The organism is Gemmatimonas sp. UBA7669 (genome assembly GCF_002483225.1).
Taxonomy (GTDB): Bacteria; Gemmatimonadota; Gemmatimonadetes; order Gemmatimonadales; family Gemmatimonadaceae; genus Gemmatimonas.
In genome coordinates this window covers 65,802-81,232 of record NZ_DLHL01000027.1, presented here as the reverse complement: position 1 = coordinate 81,232, position 15,431 = coordinate 65,802, and the positions used below count along the sequence as shown (strand labels likewise).

The 15,431-nt window shown below is 64.8% G+C and carries 16 protein-coding genes and 1 pseudogene; 11 read left to right on the top strand and 6 right to left on the bottom strand.

The window, feature by feature from the left end; translation table 11 throughout:
• Positions 1–39 precede the first annotated feature (39 nt).
• From B2747_RS07875 to bchZ, 5 genes are all read left to right on the top strand, one after another.
• Positions 40–1,254: a methyltransferase gene (locus B2747_RS07875; RefSeq protein WP_291158797.1), complete on the top strand. Its 1,215-nt coding sequence runs from the start codon at positions 40–42 to the stop codon at positions 1,252–1,254.
• Positions 1,254–2,243, top strand: a complete 990-nt coding sequence (bchC, locus tag B2747_RS07870; RefSeq protein ID WP_291158794.1) for a chlorophyll synthesis pathway protein BchC — start codon at positions 1,254–1,256, stop codon at positions 2,241–2,243. The genes B2747_RS07875 and bchC overlap by 1 nt, the downstream gene beginning before the upstream one ends.
• Positions 2,240–3,244 (top strand): chlorophyllide a reductase iron protein subunit X, encoded by a 1,005-nt coding sequence (locus B2747_RS07865; protein ID WP_291158791.1) that lies wholly within the window; start codon positions 2,240–2,242, stop codon positions 3,242–3,244. Before bchC ends, B2747_RS07865 begins: the two co-directional genes overlap by 4 nt.
• Before the next feature lie 65 nt (positions 3,245–3,309).
• Positions 3,310–4,809 carry a chlorophyllide a reductase subunit Y gene (gene bchY, locus B2747_RS07860; RefSeq protein WP_343125882.1) on the top strand — a complete coding sequence of 500 codons (1,500 nt, stop codon included), beginning with the start codon at positions 3,310–3,312 and terminating at the stop codon, positions 4,807–4,809.
• 12 nt (positions 4,810–4,821) lie between these two features.
• The gene (gene bchZ, locus B2747_RS07855; RefSeq protein WP_291158785.1) at positions 4,822–6,279 is read left to right on the top strand and encodes a chlorophyllide a reductase subunit Z; all 1,458 of its coding nucleotides are present in this window, start codon (positions 4,822–4,824) and stop codon (positions 6,277–6,279) included.
• A 373-nt stretch (positions 6,280–6,652) separates the two neighbouring features.
• Here bchZ and B2747_RS07850 read toward each other — a convergent pair whose 3' ends face one another.
• Positions 6,653–7,723: an alpha/beta fold hydrolase gene (locus tag B2747_RS07850; protein WP_291158782.1), complete on the bottom strand. Its 1,071-nt coding sequence runs from the start codon at positions 7,721–7,723 to the stop codon at positions 6,653–6,655.
• A gap of 190 nt (positions 7,724–7,913) precedes the next feature.
• On the opposite strand from B2747_RS07850, the gene pufB reads away from it, so the two are divergent.
• The 6 genes and pseudogenes from pufB to pufC all read left to right on the top strand — a co-directional run bounded on the left by pufB (position 7,914) and on the right by pufC (position 11,754).
• Positions 7,914–8,048, top strand: a complete 135-nt coding sequence (gene pufB / locus B2747_RS07845) for a light-harvesting antenna LH1, beta subunit (RefSeq protein WP_291158779.1) — start codon at positions 7,914–7,916, stop codon at positions 8,046–8,048.
• A 27-nt stretch (positions 8,049–8,075) separates the two neighbouring features.
• Positions 8,076–8,246 (top strand): light-harvesting protein, encoded by a 171-nt coding sequence (locus B2747_RS07840; protein WP_291158776.1) that lies wholly within the window; start codon positions 8,076–8,078, stop codon positions 8,244–8,246.
• Positions 8,247–8,332: 86 nt separating this feature from the next.
• The gene (gene pufA, locus B2747_RS07835) at positions 8,333–8,548 is read left to right on the top strand and encodes a light-harvesting antenna LH1, alpha subunit (RefSeq protein ID WP_291158773.1); all 216 of its coding nucleotides are present in this window, start codon (positions 8,333–8,335) and stop codon (positions 8,546–8,548) included.
• A gap of 147 nt (positions 8,549–8,695) precedes the next feature.
• A complete protein-coding gene (gene pufL, locus B2747_RS07830; RefSeq protein ID WP_291158770.1) occupies positions 8,696–9,520 on the top strand; it encodes a photosynthetic reaction center subunit L in 825 nt (274 codons plus the stop codon).
• A gap of 12 nt (positions 9,521–9,532) precedes the next feature.
• A pseudogene (gene pufM / locus B2747_RS07825) lies at positions 9,533–10,453 on the top strand (photosynthetic reaction center subunit M); the annotation flags it as partial.
• Positions 10,454–10,677: 224 nt separating this feature from the next.
• Positions 10,678–11,754 (top strand): photosynthetic reaction center cytochrome PufC, encoded by a 1,077-nt coding sequence (gene pufC / locus B2747_RS07820; protein WP_291158764.1) that lies wholly within the window; start codon positions 10,678–10,680, stop codon positions 11,752–11,754.
• Between the two features lie 184 nt (positions 11,755–11,938).
• Here pufC and puhC read toward each other — a convergent pair whose 3' ends face one another.
• The 5 genes from puhC to B2747_RS07795 are packed head-to-tail and all read right to left on the bottom strand — an operon-like array spanning position 11,939 to position 15,428.
• The gene (gene puhC / locus B2747_RS07815; protein ID WP_291158761.1) at positions 11,939–12,496 is read right to left on the bottom strand and encodes a photosynthetic complex assembly protein PuhC; all 558 of its coding nucleotides are present in this window, start codon (positions 12,494–12,496) and stop codon (positions 11,939–11,941) included.
• Between the two features lie 2 nt (positions 12,497–12,498).
• Complete coding sequence (puhB, locus tag B2747_RS07810; RefSeq protein ID WP_291158758.1) at positions 12,499–13,194, bottom strand: photosynthetic complex putative assembly protein PuhB; 696 nt, start codon at positions 13,192–13,194, stop codon at positions 12,499–12,501.
• Positions 13,191–13,736, bottom strand: coding sequence for a photosynthetic reaction center subunit H (puhA, locus tag B2747_RS07805; protein WP_291158755.1), 546 nt, complete (start codon positions 13,734–13,736; stop codon positions 13,191–13,193). The genes puhB and puhA overlap by 4 nt, the downstream gene beginning before the upstream one ends.
• Positions 13,736–13,939: a hypothetical protein gene (locus tag B2747_RS07800; protein ID WP_291158752.1), complete on the bottom strand. Its 204-nt coding sequence runs from the start codon at positions 13,937–13,939 to the stop codon at positions 13,736–13,738. Before B2747_RS07800 ends, puhA begins: the two co-directional genes overlap by 1 nt.
• A 28-nt stretch (positions 13,940–13,967) precedes the next feature.
• Complete coding sequence (locus B2747_RS07795) at positions 13,968–15,428, bottom strand: BCD family MFS transporter (protein WP_291158749.1); 1,461 nt, start codon at positions 15,426–15,428, stop codon at positions 13,968–13,970.
• Positions 15,429–15,431 lie beyond the last annotated feature (3 nt).

Sequence of the window (15,431 nt, the reverse complement as noted above, 5' to 3'; positions counted from 1 at the left end):
TTTCTTGACACTTTCCGGTCCCGAGCCTATCGTCTGAATGTGTCCCCACCCGACCAGGCGATTCCGGCAACGGCGGCTCCGCCCGCCTCCCGTCCCATGCCCCTGCCCGCCACGGGTTTCGTCGACCACGCGCTGCCGCCGGCTCCATGGTGGGAGCGGGTCCGTGATCGATGGAACCGGCTGGTAGCCACTAACGCCTTTCAGCGCTGGAGCGCGAGGTTTCCGCTCACCGCGCCGGTCACGCGATACCGAAGTCGAAAACTCTTCGACGTGGTGTCCGGGTTCGTCTATACGCAGACGCTGCTGGCTTGCGTGGAACTGGGCCTCTTCGAGTTCCTTGCGGACGGTGCGCGCACCCGCGCTGAAATTGCCCAGTTCACGGGTCTCTCGCCATCGAGCACGGAACGTCTGCTCAATGCGGCCGTATCGCTCCGCCTGCTGGCGAACCGACGCCATGGACGGGTTGCATTGGGGCCGCTCGGCGCACCGGTCGTGCACAACACGGGCCTGCTGGCGCTCATTCGCCATCATCGTCTGGCCTATGACGACCTCGCCGATCCGGTGTCGCTGCTGAAGCAAGGCTCCAACTTCAGCACCGAGCTCTCGCGCTACTGGTCCTACGCCGACGCGCCGAGCCCACAGGCCATCAGCGACACACGCGTCGAAGCCTACTCCGAGATCATGGCGGCAACACTGCCGCCAGTGGCGCACGACGTGCTCGATGCCTACGACCTCTCCAGGCACGAATGTCTGCTCGACGTTGGCGGTGGAGAGGGGGTCTTTCTTTCGCATGCGGGAGAGCGGCACCAGCATCTGCAACTGCAGCTCTTCGACTTGCCGGCAGTCGCCGCGCGGGCACGCACGCGATTGGCGAATGCCGGCTTCGGCGATCGCAGCGTCTGTCACGGCGGTAACTTCCACACCGATCCGCTGCCCACCGGCGCCGACGTGTGCTCGCTGGTGCGGGTCTTGCTCGACCACGACGATGCCTCAGTCATGCGACTGCTGCAGCGCGTGCGCGCCACCCTGCCCCGCGGTGGCACCTTGATCATTGCCGAAGCGCTGGCCGGTGCGCGTGGCGCCGAGACCGTGGGTGATGCCTACTTCTCGTTCTACCTGCTGGCCATGGGCAAGGGCCGCGCGCGACGCGCCAGCGAATTGCAACTCATGCTGCAGCAGGCCGGCTTCCGCAAGAGTCGCGAAGTGCGCACGCGCTTTCCCATCCAGACCGGTCTCATCGTGGCGGAGGCCTGATGTACGCACCCAATGCGTCGCCCAACGCATCATCGACGCGTCAGACCATGGCCGTGGTGTTCGAGTCGCCCACGCATCTCGCGTTGCGTGAACTCACCCTCGTCGACCCCACCGCCACTGATGTTGTGGTGACCATGCAGTACTCGGGCATCAGCACGGGCACCGAGAAACTGCTCTTCACCGGACGCATGCCACCCTTCCCCGGCCTGGGCTATCCGCTCGTTCCCGGCTACGAAGGCGTGGGCATTGTGCAGGAGGCCGGTGCGGACTCTGGCCGTGCAGTGGGTGATGTCGTGTATGTGCCGGGCTCCAAGGGCTTCACCGAAGCCCGCGGACTGTTTGGTGGACAGGCGGCCCATGTGGTGGTGCCTGGCGCGCGCACGATTGGTCTGGCAGACCACCTCGGCGAGCGTGGTGCCCTGTTCGCATTGGCTGCCACGGCGCATCACTGTCTCGAGCCCGACCCGGCCCGGCACCTCTATCGTCTGCCACAACTCATCGTCGGACACGGTGCGCTGGGCCGACTGATCGCGCGGCTCTGCGTGCTGTATGGTGCGCCCCCGCCAACGGTGTGGGAAACCAATCCCGTCCGCATGAGCGGTGCACGCGGCTATCAGGTGCTGCATCCCGACGACGACCCCACCACCAGCTATCGCGTCATCTGCGATGTGAGTGGCGCCGACGGTATTCTCGATCAACTCATTGCCCGGCTCGTGCCCGGCGGAGAGATCGTGCTCGGCGGGTTCTACAGCGAACCCGTGTCGTTTGCGTTTCCGCCGGCCTTTCTGCGGGAAGCCCGCATACGGGTCGCCGCGCAGTGGAAGGAGGCGGACCTGCGCGCCATCACCGAATTCGCCAATTCCGGGCGACTCGATCTCGACGGCCTCATTACGCATCGCGAGCCGGCCAGCCGCGCCGCTGATGCGTATGCCACCGCGTTCGGCGACCCCACCTGCGTCAAGATGATTCTCGACTGGAGAGCGGCATGATCGACAACGGCCTGCATCAACTGCATCGCAACGTCCGCGAGGAAGCGGCCACCCCATCCGACGACACGGCCGCCGTGCACACCGGCCCCGTGACCAAGGAAACGCAGATCATCGCCATCTACGGCAAGGGCGGCATCGGCAAGAGCTTCACGCTCGCCAATCTCTCCTACATGATGGCGCAGCAGGGCAAGAAGGTGTTGCTCATCGGCTGCGATCCCAAGTCGGACACCACCTCGCTGCTCTTCGGTGGCAAGGCCTGCCCCACCATCATCGAGACCAGCAGCCGCAAGAAGCTGGCGGGTGAGGCGGTGTCCATCAGTGACGTCTGCTTCAAGCGCGACGGGGTGTACGCCATGGAACTTGGCGGTCCCGAAGTGGGTCGCGGCTGCGGCGGACGCGGCATCATTCACGGCTTTGAAACACTCGAGAAGCTCGGCTTCCACGAATGGGGCTTCGACTTCGTGCTGCTCGACTTCCTGGGCGACGTGGTCTGCGGCGGCTTTGGCCTGCCCATCGCGCGTGACATGTGCCAGAAGGTCATCGTCGTCGGCTCCAATGACCTGCAGTCACTCTACGTGGCCAACAACGTCTGCAGCGCGGTGGAATACTTCCGCAAGCTCGGCGGCAACGTCGGCGTGGCGGGCATGGTCATCAACAAGGATGACGGCACGGGCGAAGCGCAGGCCTTTGCCAACAACGCCGGCATTCCGGTGTTGGCCAGCATTCCCGCGCACGACGACATCCGCCGCAAGAGTGCCAGCTACGAAATCATCGGCAAGCCCGATGGCGAGTGGGGCTCGCTGTTTGCCGAGCTCGCACAGAACGTGGCGGATGCGCCGCCGGTGCGTCCTCGCCCGCAGTCGCAGGATCAGCTGCTCAGCCTGTTCTCGGCGGAGGTCACGGGTCGTGACTTCGTCATGGAACCGGCCACGCTGTTCGACATGGTGGGCCGCGAAGACTTGTCCAAGCCCTCGCTCGAAGTCGTCTACGACAGCGTCTGATGGCGCCGGAGCCGTTGATGTCCAGCCTCAACGAAGTGCAGTACGACACGGCCGTGGCCACGCCCATGCAGAACGACGGCGATCAGGCCGGCGGCTTGGGATGCCACGCCGGTGCCGATCAGATGCGCGCCGCCGCGCAGGCGGCGGGCAAGAGTGAAGTGCTCGAGCGCTACGCGAAGGACTATCCCAAAGGTCCGCACGATCAGCCGCAGAGCATGTGCCCCGCGTTCGGCTCGCTGCGCGTGGGTCTGCGCATGCGGCGCACAGCCACCATTCTCAGTGGCTCCGCGTGTTGCGTGTACGGCCTGACGTTCACCAGCCACTTCTACGGCGCGCGTCGCACCGTCGGCTATGTGCCGTTCAACTCCGAGTCGCTGGTGACCGGCAAGCTGTTCGAAGACATTCGCGACGCCGTGTATCAGATGGCCGATCCGGCACTCTACGACGCGATCGTCATCACGAACCTCTGTGTGCCCACCGCGTCGGGCGTGCCGCTGCAGATCCTGCCCAAGGAAATCAACGGCGTACGCATCATCGGCATTGACGTGCCCGGCTTTGGTGTGCCCACGCATGCGGAAGCCAAGGACGTGCTGGCCGGTGCCATGCTGCGCTATGCGCGACTGGAGGCCGAGCAGGGCCCGGTGCAGGCGCCACGCAGTGGCCGCTCGCAGAAGCCCACGGTGTCACTCATCGGCGAGATGTTTCCCGCCGACCCGGTGGGCATCGGCATGATGCTCGATGGGCTCGGGCTCGCGGCTGGTCCGGTGGTCCCCACGCGGGAATGGCGCGAGCTGTATGCTGCGCTCGACTGCGTGGTGGCTGCGGCCATTCATCCGTTCTACGTGGCCAGCTATCGCGAGTTTGAAGCCGCAGGGCGCCCCATCGTGGGCAGCGCTCCCGTGGGCTACGAAGGCACCGCGGCCTGGCTCGAGGCCATTGGCGCGGCGGCCAATGTGCCCACCGCACTCGTGGAGGCCACCAAGCAGCGCGTGCTGCCGGCCATTCGCGGCGCACTGGGCGCGATGCCCATCAAGGGACGCATCACGCTCAGCGGCTACGAGGGCTCGGAGTTGCTCGTGGCGCGGCTGCTGGTGGAGTCCGGTGCCGATGTGCGCTACGTGGGCACGGCCTGCCCGCGCACCCCGTACAGCGAAGCGGACCGCGATTGGCTGGCGCAGCGCGGTGTGCATGTGCAGTATCGGGCGTCGCTCGAGCAGGACCTGGCCGCCATGGAGGAGTACCAGCCCGACCTCGCCATCGGAACCACGCCGGTGGTGCAGAAGGCCAAGGAGCGCACCATCCCGTCGCTCTACTTCACCAACCTCATCTCGGCGCGTCCACTCATGGGCCCGGCCGGTGCCGGATCACTGGCGCAGGTGGTCAACGCGGCCATCGGCAACAAGGCACGCTTTGACGAGATGCGCGAGTTCTTCGGCGACACCGGTCAGGGCTTCAAGGCCGGCGTCTGGAGCGAAGTGCCCGAGGACCGTCCGGAGTTCCGCGAGCACTACAAGCGACACCTCGTCAAGCTGGCGCGTCAGCGCAAAGCCGAAGAGATGGTCTGAGGACGTGAACATATGACGCTCATTCTCGATCTCGATCGTGCCGGTGGCTATTGGGGCGCTGTGTACGTGTTCACGGCCATCAAGGGCCTGCAGGTCGTCATCGACGGTCCGGTGGGCTGCGAGAACCTGCCGGTCACCTCGGTGCTGCACTACACCGATGGCCTGCCTCCGCACGAGTTGCCCATTGTCGTCACCGGGCTGGGTGAAGAAGAGCTGGGACAGCACGGCACGGAAGGCGCGATGAAACGCGCGCACAGCACACTCGACCCTGAGCTGCCCTCTGTGGTGGTCACGGGCTCGATCGCCGAAATGATCGGTGGCGGTGTAACGCCCGAAGGCACCGGCATTCAGCGCTTCTTGCCCCGCACCATCGACGAGGATCAGTGGCAGGCCGCCAATCGCGCCATGTACTGGCTGTGGACGGAATACGGTCTCAAGAAGGGCGTGCGACCCAAACGCCGCGAGAAGCAGCCGGGCGACAAGCCCCGGGTCAACATCATCGGCCCCATCTACGGTTACTTCAACACCGCCAGCGATCTGCACGAGATCCGTCGTCTGGTTGAAGGCATCGGCGCCGAGATCAACATGGTCTTCCCGCTGGGTAGCCACATGCAGGACGTTCCGCGACTGGTCGATGCGGACGTCAACATCTGCATGTATCGCGAGTTTGGCCGCATGCTGTGCGAAGACCTCGACGTGCCGTATCTGCAGGCGCCCATTGGCCTGCACAGCACGACCCGCTTTCTGCGTTCGCTGGGCGAACTCCTGGGGCTCGACCCCGAGCCATTCATTGAGCGCGAGAAGCACACGACCATCAAGCCGGTGTGGGATCTCTGGCGCTCGGTCACACAGGACTTCTTCGGCACGGCCAGCTTCGCCATCGTGGCCAACGAGACGTATGCGCGCGGTGTGCGGCATTTTCTCGAGACGGAGATGGGGCTGCCCTGCACCTTCTCGTTTGCGCGCCGCCCCGGCGTCAAACCGGACAATGCCGCGGTGCGTGAGGCGATTCGCACCACGCCGCCCCTCGTGCTGTTCGGCAGCTACAACGAGCGCATGTATGCGGCCGAGTGCGGCGCACGCACCATGTACGTCCCGGCCTCGTTCCCGGGGGCGATTATCCGCCGCCATGTGGGCACGCCGTTCATGGGCTACAGCGGCGCCACGTATCTGATCCAGGAAGTGTGCAACCAGCTCTTCGATGCGCTGTTTCACATTCTCCCGCTGGGCACGGAGATGGACAAGATCGACGCCACGCCCTCGCGCCTGCATCAGGAGCTGCCGTGGGACGATGACGCCAAGGCGTTGTTTGACGAGATCTGTGAGAGTTTCCCCATCCTCATCCGCATTTCGGCGGCCAAGCGGCTGCGTGATGCAGCCGAAGCCGACGCGCGCGAGCTGGGCGACACGCTCGTCACGCGTGACCACGTGCTGGCCAGTCGCCGCGCGTTGCAGGGTGTGGCGCGCTGACTTGGCCCGTCGCCGCGAACGCGGTGAACTGATTACCACGGACGACACGGATTTGAACGGAAACGACAGGATGTCGTGGCTGTTCATCCGTGTCGTTTCCGTTCAATCCGTGCCATCCGCGACAAGGTTGTTGACTGGATTGGCCGCTGGTACGGCGCGTGGGGCCTTGCCTCAATGCAGCCGCCGGTTGGCCAACAGCTTACGCAGAGAACATCCGGAGAACCGCTGAGTTCGCAGAGATTGGCGGTCGGGGTTGAACTGCCTTGTCGCGGATGACGCGGATTGAGCGGAAACGGCACGGATCTACAACAAGAAGTGACAATTCTCAGGTGCTGCCTCCGCGCACTCTGCGTCCTCCTTTCTGCGTGATCTGTTATCGATTGGTACGAAAGCACTGCTCGGCAATCACGCGCGCTACGAGCTCTGCGCTGGTCTCCGGCAGCAGATGCCCGCCGGTCGTCTCACGGCACGTCCATGCGGGATGCTGGCGATGCAGGGCCTCGAGTGCGCGCACGGGAATCCACGGGTCGTCGCGCGCAACAAGCAGTGTGACCGGACAGCGCAGGTCGGCGAGCCTCGGCATGAGTGCCGGCAGGCCCCAATGCGCCATCATCTGCATGGCCGACCAGACATGGCGCGGTTCGGCGAAGAGTCGGCGGTAGGCCTGGCGCGATGTTTCAGACAGGGAAGACCCGGTGGAGTCGAGAATGGCGTGGAGAGCCATGTGCCCCAGCGCCTCCTGCATGCTGCCAAGTCCCGGCACGCCCGAGAGTCCGCGCTGCGCAGCATGCAGGATATCGCGCGTCACCGGCGACGACATGAGCGGCGCGAGCCATGGCAGGATGCCGTGCACCATCGCAGCCGGTGGTGGCACCAGCGCCGGATTGACGCCCAATACGCCCGCAATGTGGCATGAGGGTGTTGGCGCGTCCTGATCGAACGCAGCGGCCTCTCCCTGCGCCGCAGCCGGTGTGGTCGATGCAGTCGGCAACGGCATCTGCAACGCTAACTGCAGCGCCACGGCGGCGCCGGCCGAATGCCCTGCCACATGGAGCAGCGGTGGAGCGTGAGGCGGCACGGAAGCCTCGGCCCCCCGCGTCAGCTGCCCAAGCAGCTCGCACAACGCATTCGTCATGCCGACGAGCGAATAGGGTGAGCCCTGCGACACCATGGCCTCATCGGAGTGCCGCGGTGTCGTGAAGCCATGTCCCGGCAGATCGCAGAGCAGCACGTGGGCATGTGGGGCGAGCGCACGCGCGACATCGGCCCACTCGTGTGTGCTGCCTCCGGTGCCATGCAGCAGGAGCAGCCATGGCGCCGTTCGGGGGTCGGCGCCCAGGCGCTGGACGTGCCAGCGCCAACGCTCGGTGAGCACGAACTGCGAGGCGTCCCGGAGCGGCCAATCGGCTGGTGGAGCGATTTCGGGGGGAAGGGGACCGGTCACAAGGCCTCAAAGGTGGGCAAAACACGGCTCAGCGAAAGAAAGTTGCGCGAAAAGCGTAAATCGTGCTTGACGCCCGGAACCGTAAGGAACACTTTACACTTCATCCTACCAAGTCGCTGCCCGATAGCGGGCCGGCATCCCAGCCGCGCGGGACGTGCGCGGCGCACCGAAACATTCCCCGGAGGCAGAGATGTCCGATAAGGACGGAATGACGGAAGACGAAGCGCGGCGCTTTCATGGCTACTTCGTCACCGGCACCATGGGCTACATCGTGGTGGCAGCAGCGGCACACTTCCTGGCGTGGATGTGGCGCCCGTGGTTCTAACCCTCTGATTCTCAGGCTGGAGAACACATGCACAGAATCTGGGTTGGTAACGATCCACAGGTGATCATGGGTGCCCTCGGGGCATTCCTCGCGTGTCTGGCGCTCATCATTCACGTATGGGCGTACAGCATCACCGGTTGGCCGAAGTACAAGAAGATGGAGTACGCGGCAAAGGCACCTCCGGCGTCGGTACGCTGACCCACACGTCAGCCTACCCACGTCGCGTGCCCGGACTCTCCGGGTACGGTGGAAGGGCTTCAACTCTTCTTTGAGGACAACGTCGTATGCACCGCATTTGGTTGATGTTTGACCCGCGGCGCGTCATGGTGGCCATGGTTGGCTTTCTGGCGGTGCTGGCGCTGGTCATTCACTTCATCCTGCTCAGCTCGCAACGGTATTCGTGGATCGAGAACGGTACCCTGCCTGCTGACCAGGCGCCCGTCGGGGCATCGGCTCCGGCAAGCGCGGCAGAAATGTCGCCTCTGCCGCCCGGCCGATAACACGTTGCGCGTCGTTGCCGGGCTGGCGCCTCGCACGTGTCAGTGCGACGCCAGCCCCGGCAGACTCGCCGCAGGACCCTGCCTTTCGCGTTGGTGCTGGAACTTCCCCCCCGCAGCCTCCTCTCTGCGCGTCCGGAGATATCGCCCATGGCGATGCTGAGCTTCGAAAAGAAGTACCGTGTCCGTGGTGGCACGCTGATCGGCGGAGATCTGTTTGATTTCTGGTTCGGTCCGTTCTACGTCGGCTTTTTTGGCGTCACGACGATCTTTTTCGCCACCCTCGGCACGCTGCTCTGCGTGTGGGGCGCGGCCATGGGCCCCACGTGGAACCTGTGGCAGATCAACATTGCGCCGCCCGACCTCAAGTACGGCTTGGGGCTCGCCCCGCTCCGTGAAGGGGGATTGTGGCAAATCATCACCATGTGTGCCGTCGGTGCATTCGGGTCCTGGGCGCTGCGACAGGCTGAGATCTCCCGCAAGCTCGGCATGGGCATGCACATTCCCTGGGCGTACGGCGGCGCAGTCCTGGCCTATGTGACGCTTGTTGTGGTTCGTCCGCTGTTGCTGGGAGCCTGGGGGCACGGCTTCCCCTACGGCATCTTCTCGCACCTCGATTGGGTGTCGAACGTGGGGTACCAGTACCTCCACTTCCACTACAATCCGGCGCACATGATCGCCGTGACGTTCTTCTTCACCAACTGCCTCGCACTCGCGATGCATGGGTCACTCATTCTCTCGGTGACCAACCCGCCCAAGGGCACTCCCGTGGGCACGAGTGAACAGGAGAACGTCTTCTTCCGCGACCTGGTCGGCTACTCGATCGGTGCCATCGGCATTCACCGTCTCGGCCTGTTCCTCGCGGTCGGCGCGGCGGTGTGGAGTGCCATCTGCATCGTCATCTCTGGCCCGTTTTGGGCAAAGGGCTGGCCCGAGTGGTGGAACTGGTGGCTCAACCTTCCCATCTGGAAGTGAGGCGCCGACACCGTGCTTGAATATCAGAACCTCTTCACTCGCGTCCAGATTCGTACGGTGCCCGATCCGGGCATCCCGATCGACGAATCCACGGGCCAGCGATATGGGACCGGTTTCTTCAACTCGCTCGCCGGCAAGTTCGGCGATGCGCAGATCGGTCCGATCTATCTTGGCTGGGCCGGCATTCTCTCGCTGATCTTCGGCTTCATTGCGTTCGAGATCATCGGGCTCAACATGTGGCGGTCGGTGGGCTGGGATCCGGTGGAGTTTGTCCGCCAGCTCCCGTGGTTGGCGCTCGAGCCCCCGCCACCGCAGTACGGGCTGCGCCTGCCGCCGCTTGATCAGGGTGGCTGGTATCTCATGGCCGGCTTCTTCCTGACGCTCAGCATCTTCCTCTGGTGGATCCGCGTCTATCGCCGGGCTCGCGCCCTGCAGATGGGCACGCACCTGCCCTGGGCCTTTGCCAGCGCCATCTTCCTGTACCTGACCTTCTTCATCCAGCCGTTGCTCGTCGGCAGCTGGAGCGAGATGGTGCCGTTCGGTCTCTTCCCGCACCTCGATTGGACATCAGCATTCTCCATTCGCTACGGGAACCTCTACTACAATCCGTTCCACGCCCTCTCCATTGCGTTCCTGTACGGCTCGGCCGTGCTGTTCGCGATGCACGGCGCCACCATCCTGGCCGTGGCTCGCATGGGTGGTCAGAACGAGATTGAGCAGATCACCGATCGTGGTACCGCGGCCGAGCGCTCGATGCTCTTCTGGCGCTGGTGCATGGGATTCAACGCCACGATGGAGTCCATCCATCGCTGGGCCTGGTGGTTTGCCGTACTCACCACGTTCACGGGTGGCATCGGCATCCTGCTCACCGGCACCGTCGTGGACAACTGGTACCTCTGGGGCGTGAAGCACGGCCTCGTGGCGCCATATCCCGACCAGAACGTGATTGCGCCCGACCAGAAGGAGTTCCTGCGCGGCCAGTATCAGGGCACGACGCCGGACAGCTTCCCCACCTACGTGGTGCCGCAGCCGGCCATGATGCCCGACTCGGCCGCCATGCTGACGGACTCGCTGTCGGCCGACTCTCTGCGCACGGATTCCACGGCGGCGGCCACGCCCGCAGCCGCCACGACGACGCCTCCTGGAGGCAACACTCCGTGATCAAGATTCGCGCTATGGCGATGCGGCGCGTCGCTCCACTCGCCCTCGTGGTCGTCGGGGCATGCGGTGACGGAAAGACGGACAGCGTGCAGGTCGGGTACCGCGGCACCGCCATGGAGCAAGGCTATGACCGCGGTGACCTCAAGGCCAAGTTCGCGACCGTCAACATTCCGGCGCCGCCGCCTCCGGCCGGTGAGTCTCCGCCGGGCCCGTTGCCCTGGAAGAACGTGCAGGTGCTCAACGACATCAGTGTGGCGGAGTTCAACCGCACGATGATTGCGATGAGCACCTGGGTGGCCGGCACCGGCAACTGCGCCTACTGCCACAACCTGGCCAACATGGCCAGCGACACCCTGCCCAACGGGGCGCCGCTCTACACGAAGCTCGTGGCGCGCCGCATGCTGCAGATGACGCGGCAGATCAACGGGCAGTACCAGCAGCACGTGGCCAACACCGGCGTCACCTGCTACACCTGCCACATGGGCAAGCCGTTGCCCAATGGTCTGTGGTTCTACAGCAAGCAGACGGACTACCTGCGCCACTATCTCGATCGCAACGGCGCGCGGGTCATCACGCAGAACGTCGCGCCCACGCCCGAGAACCGCAGCTCGGTGAAGCAGACGGAGTGGACCTACGCGCTCATGATCTCGCAGTCGAAGTCGCTGGGCGTGAACTGCACCTACTGCCACAACTCACGGCAGTTCGCGAGCTGGAACCAGGCTCCGCCGGCACGCGTGAAGGCCTACCACGGCATCATGATGCTGCGTGACGTGAATCAGAACTACCTCGCTCCCCTGCAGCCCGTGTATCCCGCGGTCCGTTTGGGCGCCATGGGTGACGCACCGAAGGCGCAGTGCATCACCTGCCACAACGGGGCGTACAAGCCGCTCTACGGTGCGCAGATGACGAAGGACTTCCCCGCCCTCTGGGGTCGTGCGGACTGGAACGGCAAACCCTTCCCGGGGCTTGGGCTGCCGGCGGATAGCGCAGCCGCTGCGGCAACCGATAGCACAGCGACGCCTGCACCATCGGCCATGCCACGTGCTTCGTCGGGGAGTGCGGGGTCCAACTGATCGGCATCGCGCGGCAGCAGGATGCGTTGGAACAGAAGGTGTGAGGATCAGAGGATTTGAGGGACAAGAGAGCGGGCCCGGGCGACACCGTACAGCATGGTGTCGCCCGGGCCCGCCTCATTTCCTTCGATCCTCCGATCCTCACACCTTCTGTTCCCTCACATCCCCGGCCCAGCTCAGATCCTCACCGCCGCCCAACGCCAATCGGAATGTACGGCGCAACCGGTGCTGGCCCCTGCCCCGGCTTCTCCTTGAGCAGATTGTCGAAGCTTTCCACCTGCGTCGGACCAAAGCCCGTCACGGTCACGTGTTGCCCCGTGGCGTCGTCATGCAGCACCAGACGACCATCGACATACCGCACCAGGCGAAATGGTTCGCTGGCTCCGATGCCGGCCGCCTTGCGAGCTCGCGTCAGGGCGCGCAGCGAACCACGCAGGAAGCCGTTGCTGCCCGGCTCGAGGACCACCGCCGTCTTGCCGCTGGCCGCATCGATGACCCCAATGCCTTGATTGGGCGCATCTTCAAATCGGAGACTGCGCTGCTGCAGCACTTCCGTCGGACGTTCGCGGAACGCCCCCACTTCGAAGTGCCGCGCCGACACCGCCAGACCGATCACCAGCGCGACCAGCGCGCCGGCCATGATCAGTGCGGGCTTGGGTACCACCAACGTCGGTGGTGCACCCGGACGTTCTCCTGGTTCCGGCTCGAAAATCACACCGGGCGCCTGACGTCGCATATCCATGCTCATGCTCCCGCCGGCGCGGTGCGCGTCTGCCGAATCGCGGAGCGACCGGGCGCGCCACGTTCGATGCGCGTCGTGGAATCGGCCATGCCACTCGCGGCATCAGCTTCGGCCGCGTCAGCCACCGCCGTGGCCAGCACCCGCGCCACCGCTTCCGGCTGCTCGAGGCCACGCAACACCGGCGTCGGATGATTGATGTTCCACACCAGGCAGTGCGGCCACAGCGCGATGTACGCAAGACGCTGTCCCGGCACCAGGCCCAGGGACACCTGACCGCTGCCATCGCGAAACACGCCCAGACCCGCCGTATGCAGCAGGGTGAACGGGATGTTGATGGACATCGGGAACGCCATGCCCACACGCATCACCACGCGACGCGACGTGATGGCATACCACGAGGTGCTGGCCACCGCTTTCGAGAGTCCGAGCACGCAGAGCATCACGAAGACGCCAAGCGCCAGGCGCAGCGTGGCCTGCGACCACCAGACCTCCGTCCCACGTGGCGTCTCGGTGGTCAGGGCCCATAGCGTGAGCATGCCCACGAAGTAGGCCAACACCAGACGCCAGTGAAACACATGCGTGGCCACGCCGCGCATCGAGGGGGCCCCTTCCCACAGCAGATGCTCGCCGTCGGGAAGCGCATGCGGAACGCCGCGAATGTAGCGCGGCGCATCGGAGGCCTGTGGTGCGGGGTTCATATGAGCGGCTGGGCGCGGGATGACGTGGCATACAGATGACCGCCGGCGTAGTACGCCGAAATGCGATCTTCTTCGAGCAGTGTGATGCGATCCTCGCGTGCGGTGCCCGGCACGTTGACGAACTGCGCCGACGTGATGGCCTTCACGAGCAGACGATCGTTGCCCCACAGCCCGAAGTTGGGCCACTGCACGTAGCCCGACGGCAGCAACACCCGACGCTCGCTGCCACTGAGCTGCACTTCGTAAAAGGACACCTGCGGCTCCGAGCGATTGACCCACACGTCGACGACCTTGCCGGCCACCACCTTGTCGGCTGCCACCACGGGCAGACCGCGCGGATCGGGATCACCCTTCGCGATGCTGAACCCGGCGTCCATCCGCATGGGCACGAGCTTCGGACGCCCATCATACGTCACGTCCGGCTCATCACGCCGCGATTCGTTCCACGCGGCCGGTCCAACCCCATCGATCATGGGGTTGCCTGTCGGCACCACCGGCGAGCCGTTGTAGCCGTCGGCCGGTACATACTTGACGCTGGACATCAGTGTGCGCCCTCGTCGCCGTGGTGGCGGTGAATGTAGGACTTCGGCGTGGCCGGCTTCGGCCAACCCTCACGCGGACCCTGCGGCGACTCGAGCGGATACCCTTCGCGCTTGTCTTCCTTGCGGAGGTAGATGATCAACCCGAAGAAAAACAACCAGAACGCGTACAACGCGATCTGGGCACCATCGAGATAGTCCATCATGTAAAGACTCCGGTGGAATGGTGAACGGTCACGCCGGGATGTCCGCGAGACCGAAGGGGCGTGCAACTCCAACTGACACCTGGTTCGCCGCGCGGCGACCCACCGTGCCCAGAACAACCAACGTGATCAGCAACACCACGATCTCCGTGCCATACACTGCCGTATAGGGCGCAGCGGGCTGCGCCAGCCAACTCCCGACCGGCTGCGTGGCACCGAGGTGCGACAATGCATCCTTCATGAGGCCACTCAACGCGAACGACAGACCTTCTGCAGTGGCGAACACCGCGCCCCATGCGCCAAGCGCAATGCCGTGCTGCGTGGCATCACGCATACCCATCGCAAACGACAGCGTCCCCACACCGAACAGTCCCTCGCCAAATCCGATCAGCATCACGCCGAAGCGAAAGAAGAACGGCGCCCAGATGGGATTGCTGCTCATCATGCTGCCGGCCGTGATCATGGCAAAACCCAGCAGACCCACCACCACGCCCTGCGACGCCAGACGCAGCGGCGCCTTCACCGTGCGGTCCTGTGTGGCACTCCACACAAAGGCCAGCACCGCGCCAAAGGCCATGATGCCCGTCAGCGCTGTGGTACCGGCCACGGTGAAATGCAGGACTTCGCCACCGTACGGCTCGAGCAGCACATCCTGGAGATTGAAGGCGAAGAATCCGAGGCCCGTCGCCACCAGCAGCCCCACCGCCTGACCACCGGCCGCAAAAGTCCGCCATGCTTCGCGGAACTGGGGGCGACGCTCGCCCTTCTTGTATTCCACCACACCACGCTGCCGGGCTTCCTGCTTCCAGAGCGCGAAGGCGTTGACCACGATCGTGAACAGCGCCGCACCCTGAATGACCTGAATGAGCCGCAGCGACGAGAACGGCTGCAGCAGCTGTTCAAGAATGAGCGCACTCACCAGCGTACCCACCAGCATCATGAGGTACATCAGCGCAATCACACGCGGCCGCTTGTCCTCGTTCACCAGGTCGGTGGCCAGCGCCAACCCCGCCGTCTGGGTGGTGTGGGCGCCGGCGCCAGCCAGCAAAAAGGCCACCGCACTCGCCACGTAGGCAATCCACACCGGTCCGCCGCTGCCCTTCTCCGACAGCAGCAGCAGAGCGAACGGCATGATGGCCAAGCCGCCGAACTGCAGCTGGGTGCCAATCCACAGATAGGGCACCCGCCGCCAGCCGAGGATGCTGCGATGCGTATCCGACTTGAAGCCCACCAGCGCCCGGAACGGCGCCGCCAGCAGTGGAATGGCCAGCATGATGGCCACCAGTGACGCCGGCACACGCAGCTCGAGGATCATCACGCGATTGAGCGTGCCCACGAACAACGTCTGCACCATGCCGACGGCCAGCTGGAACAGCGATAGGCGGAAGAGCCGCGAAAGCGGTACGTCCTCGCTGCCCACATCGGCAAACGGCATCCATCGGGTGCCAATCGAGCGCCAGAGGCGCACCGGAAGCTCAGCGGGTTTGGACATGAC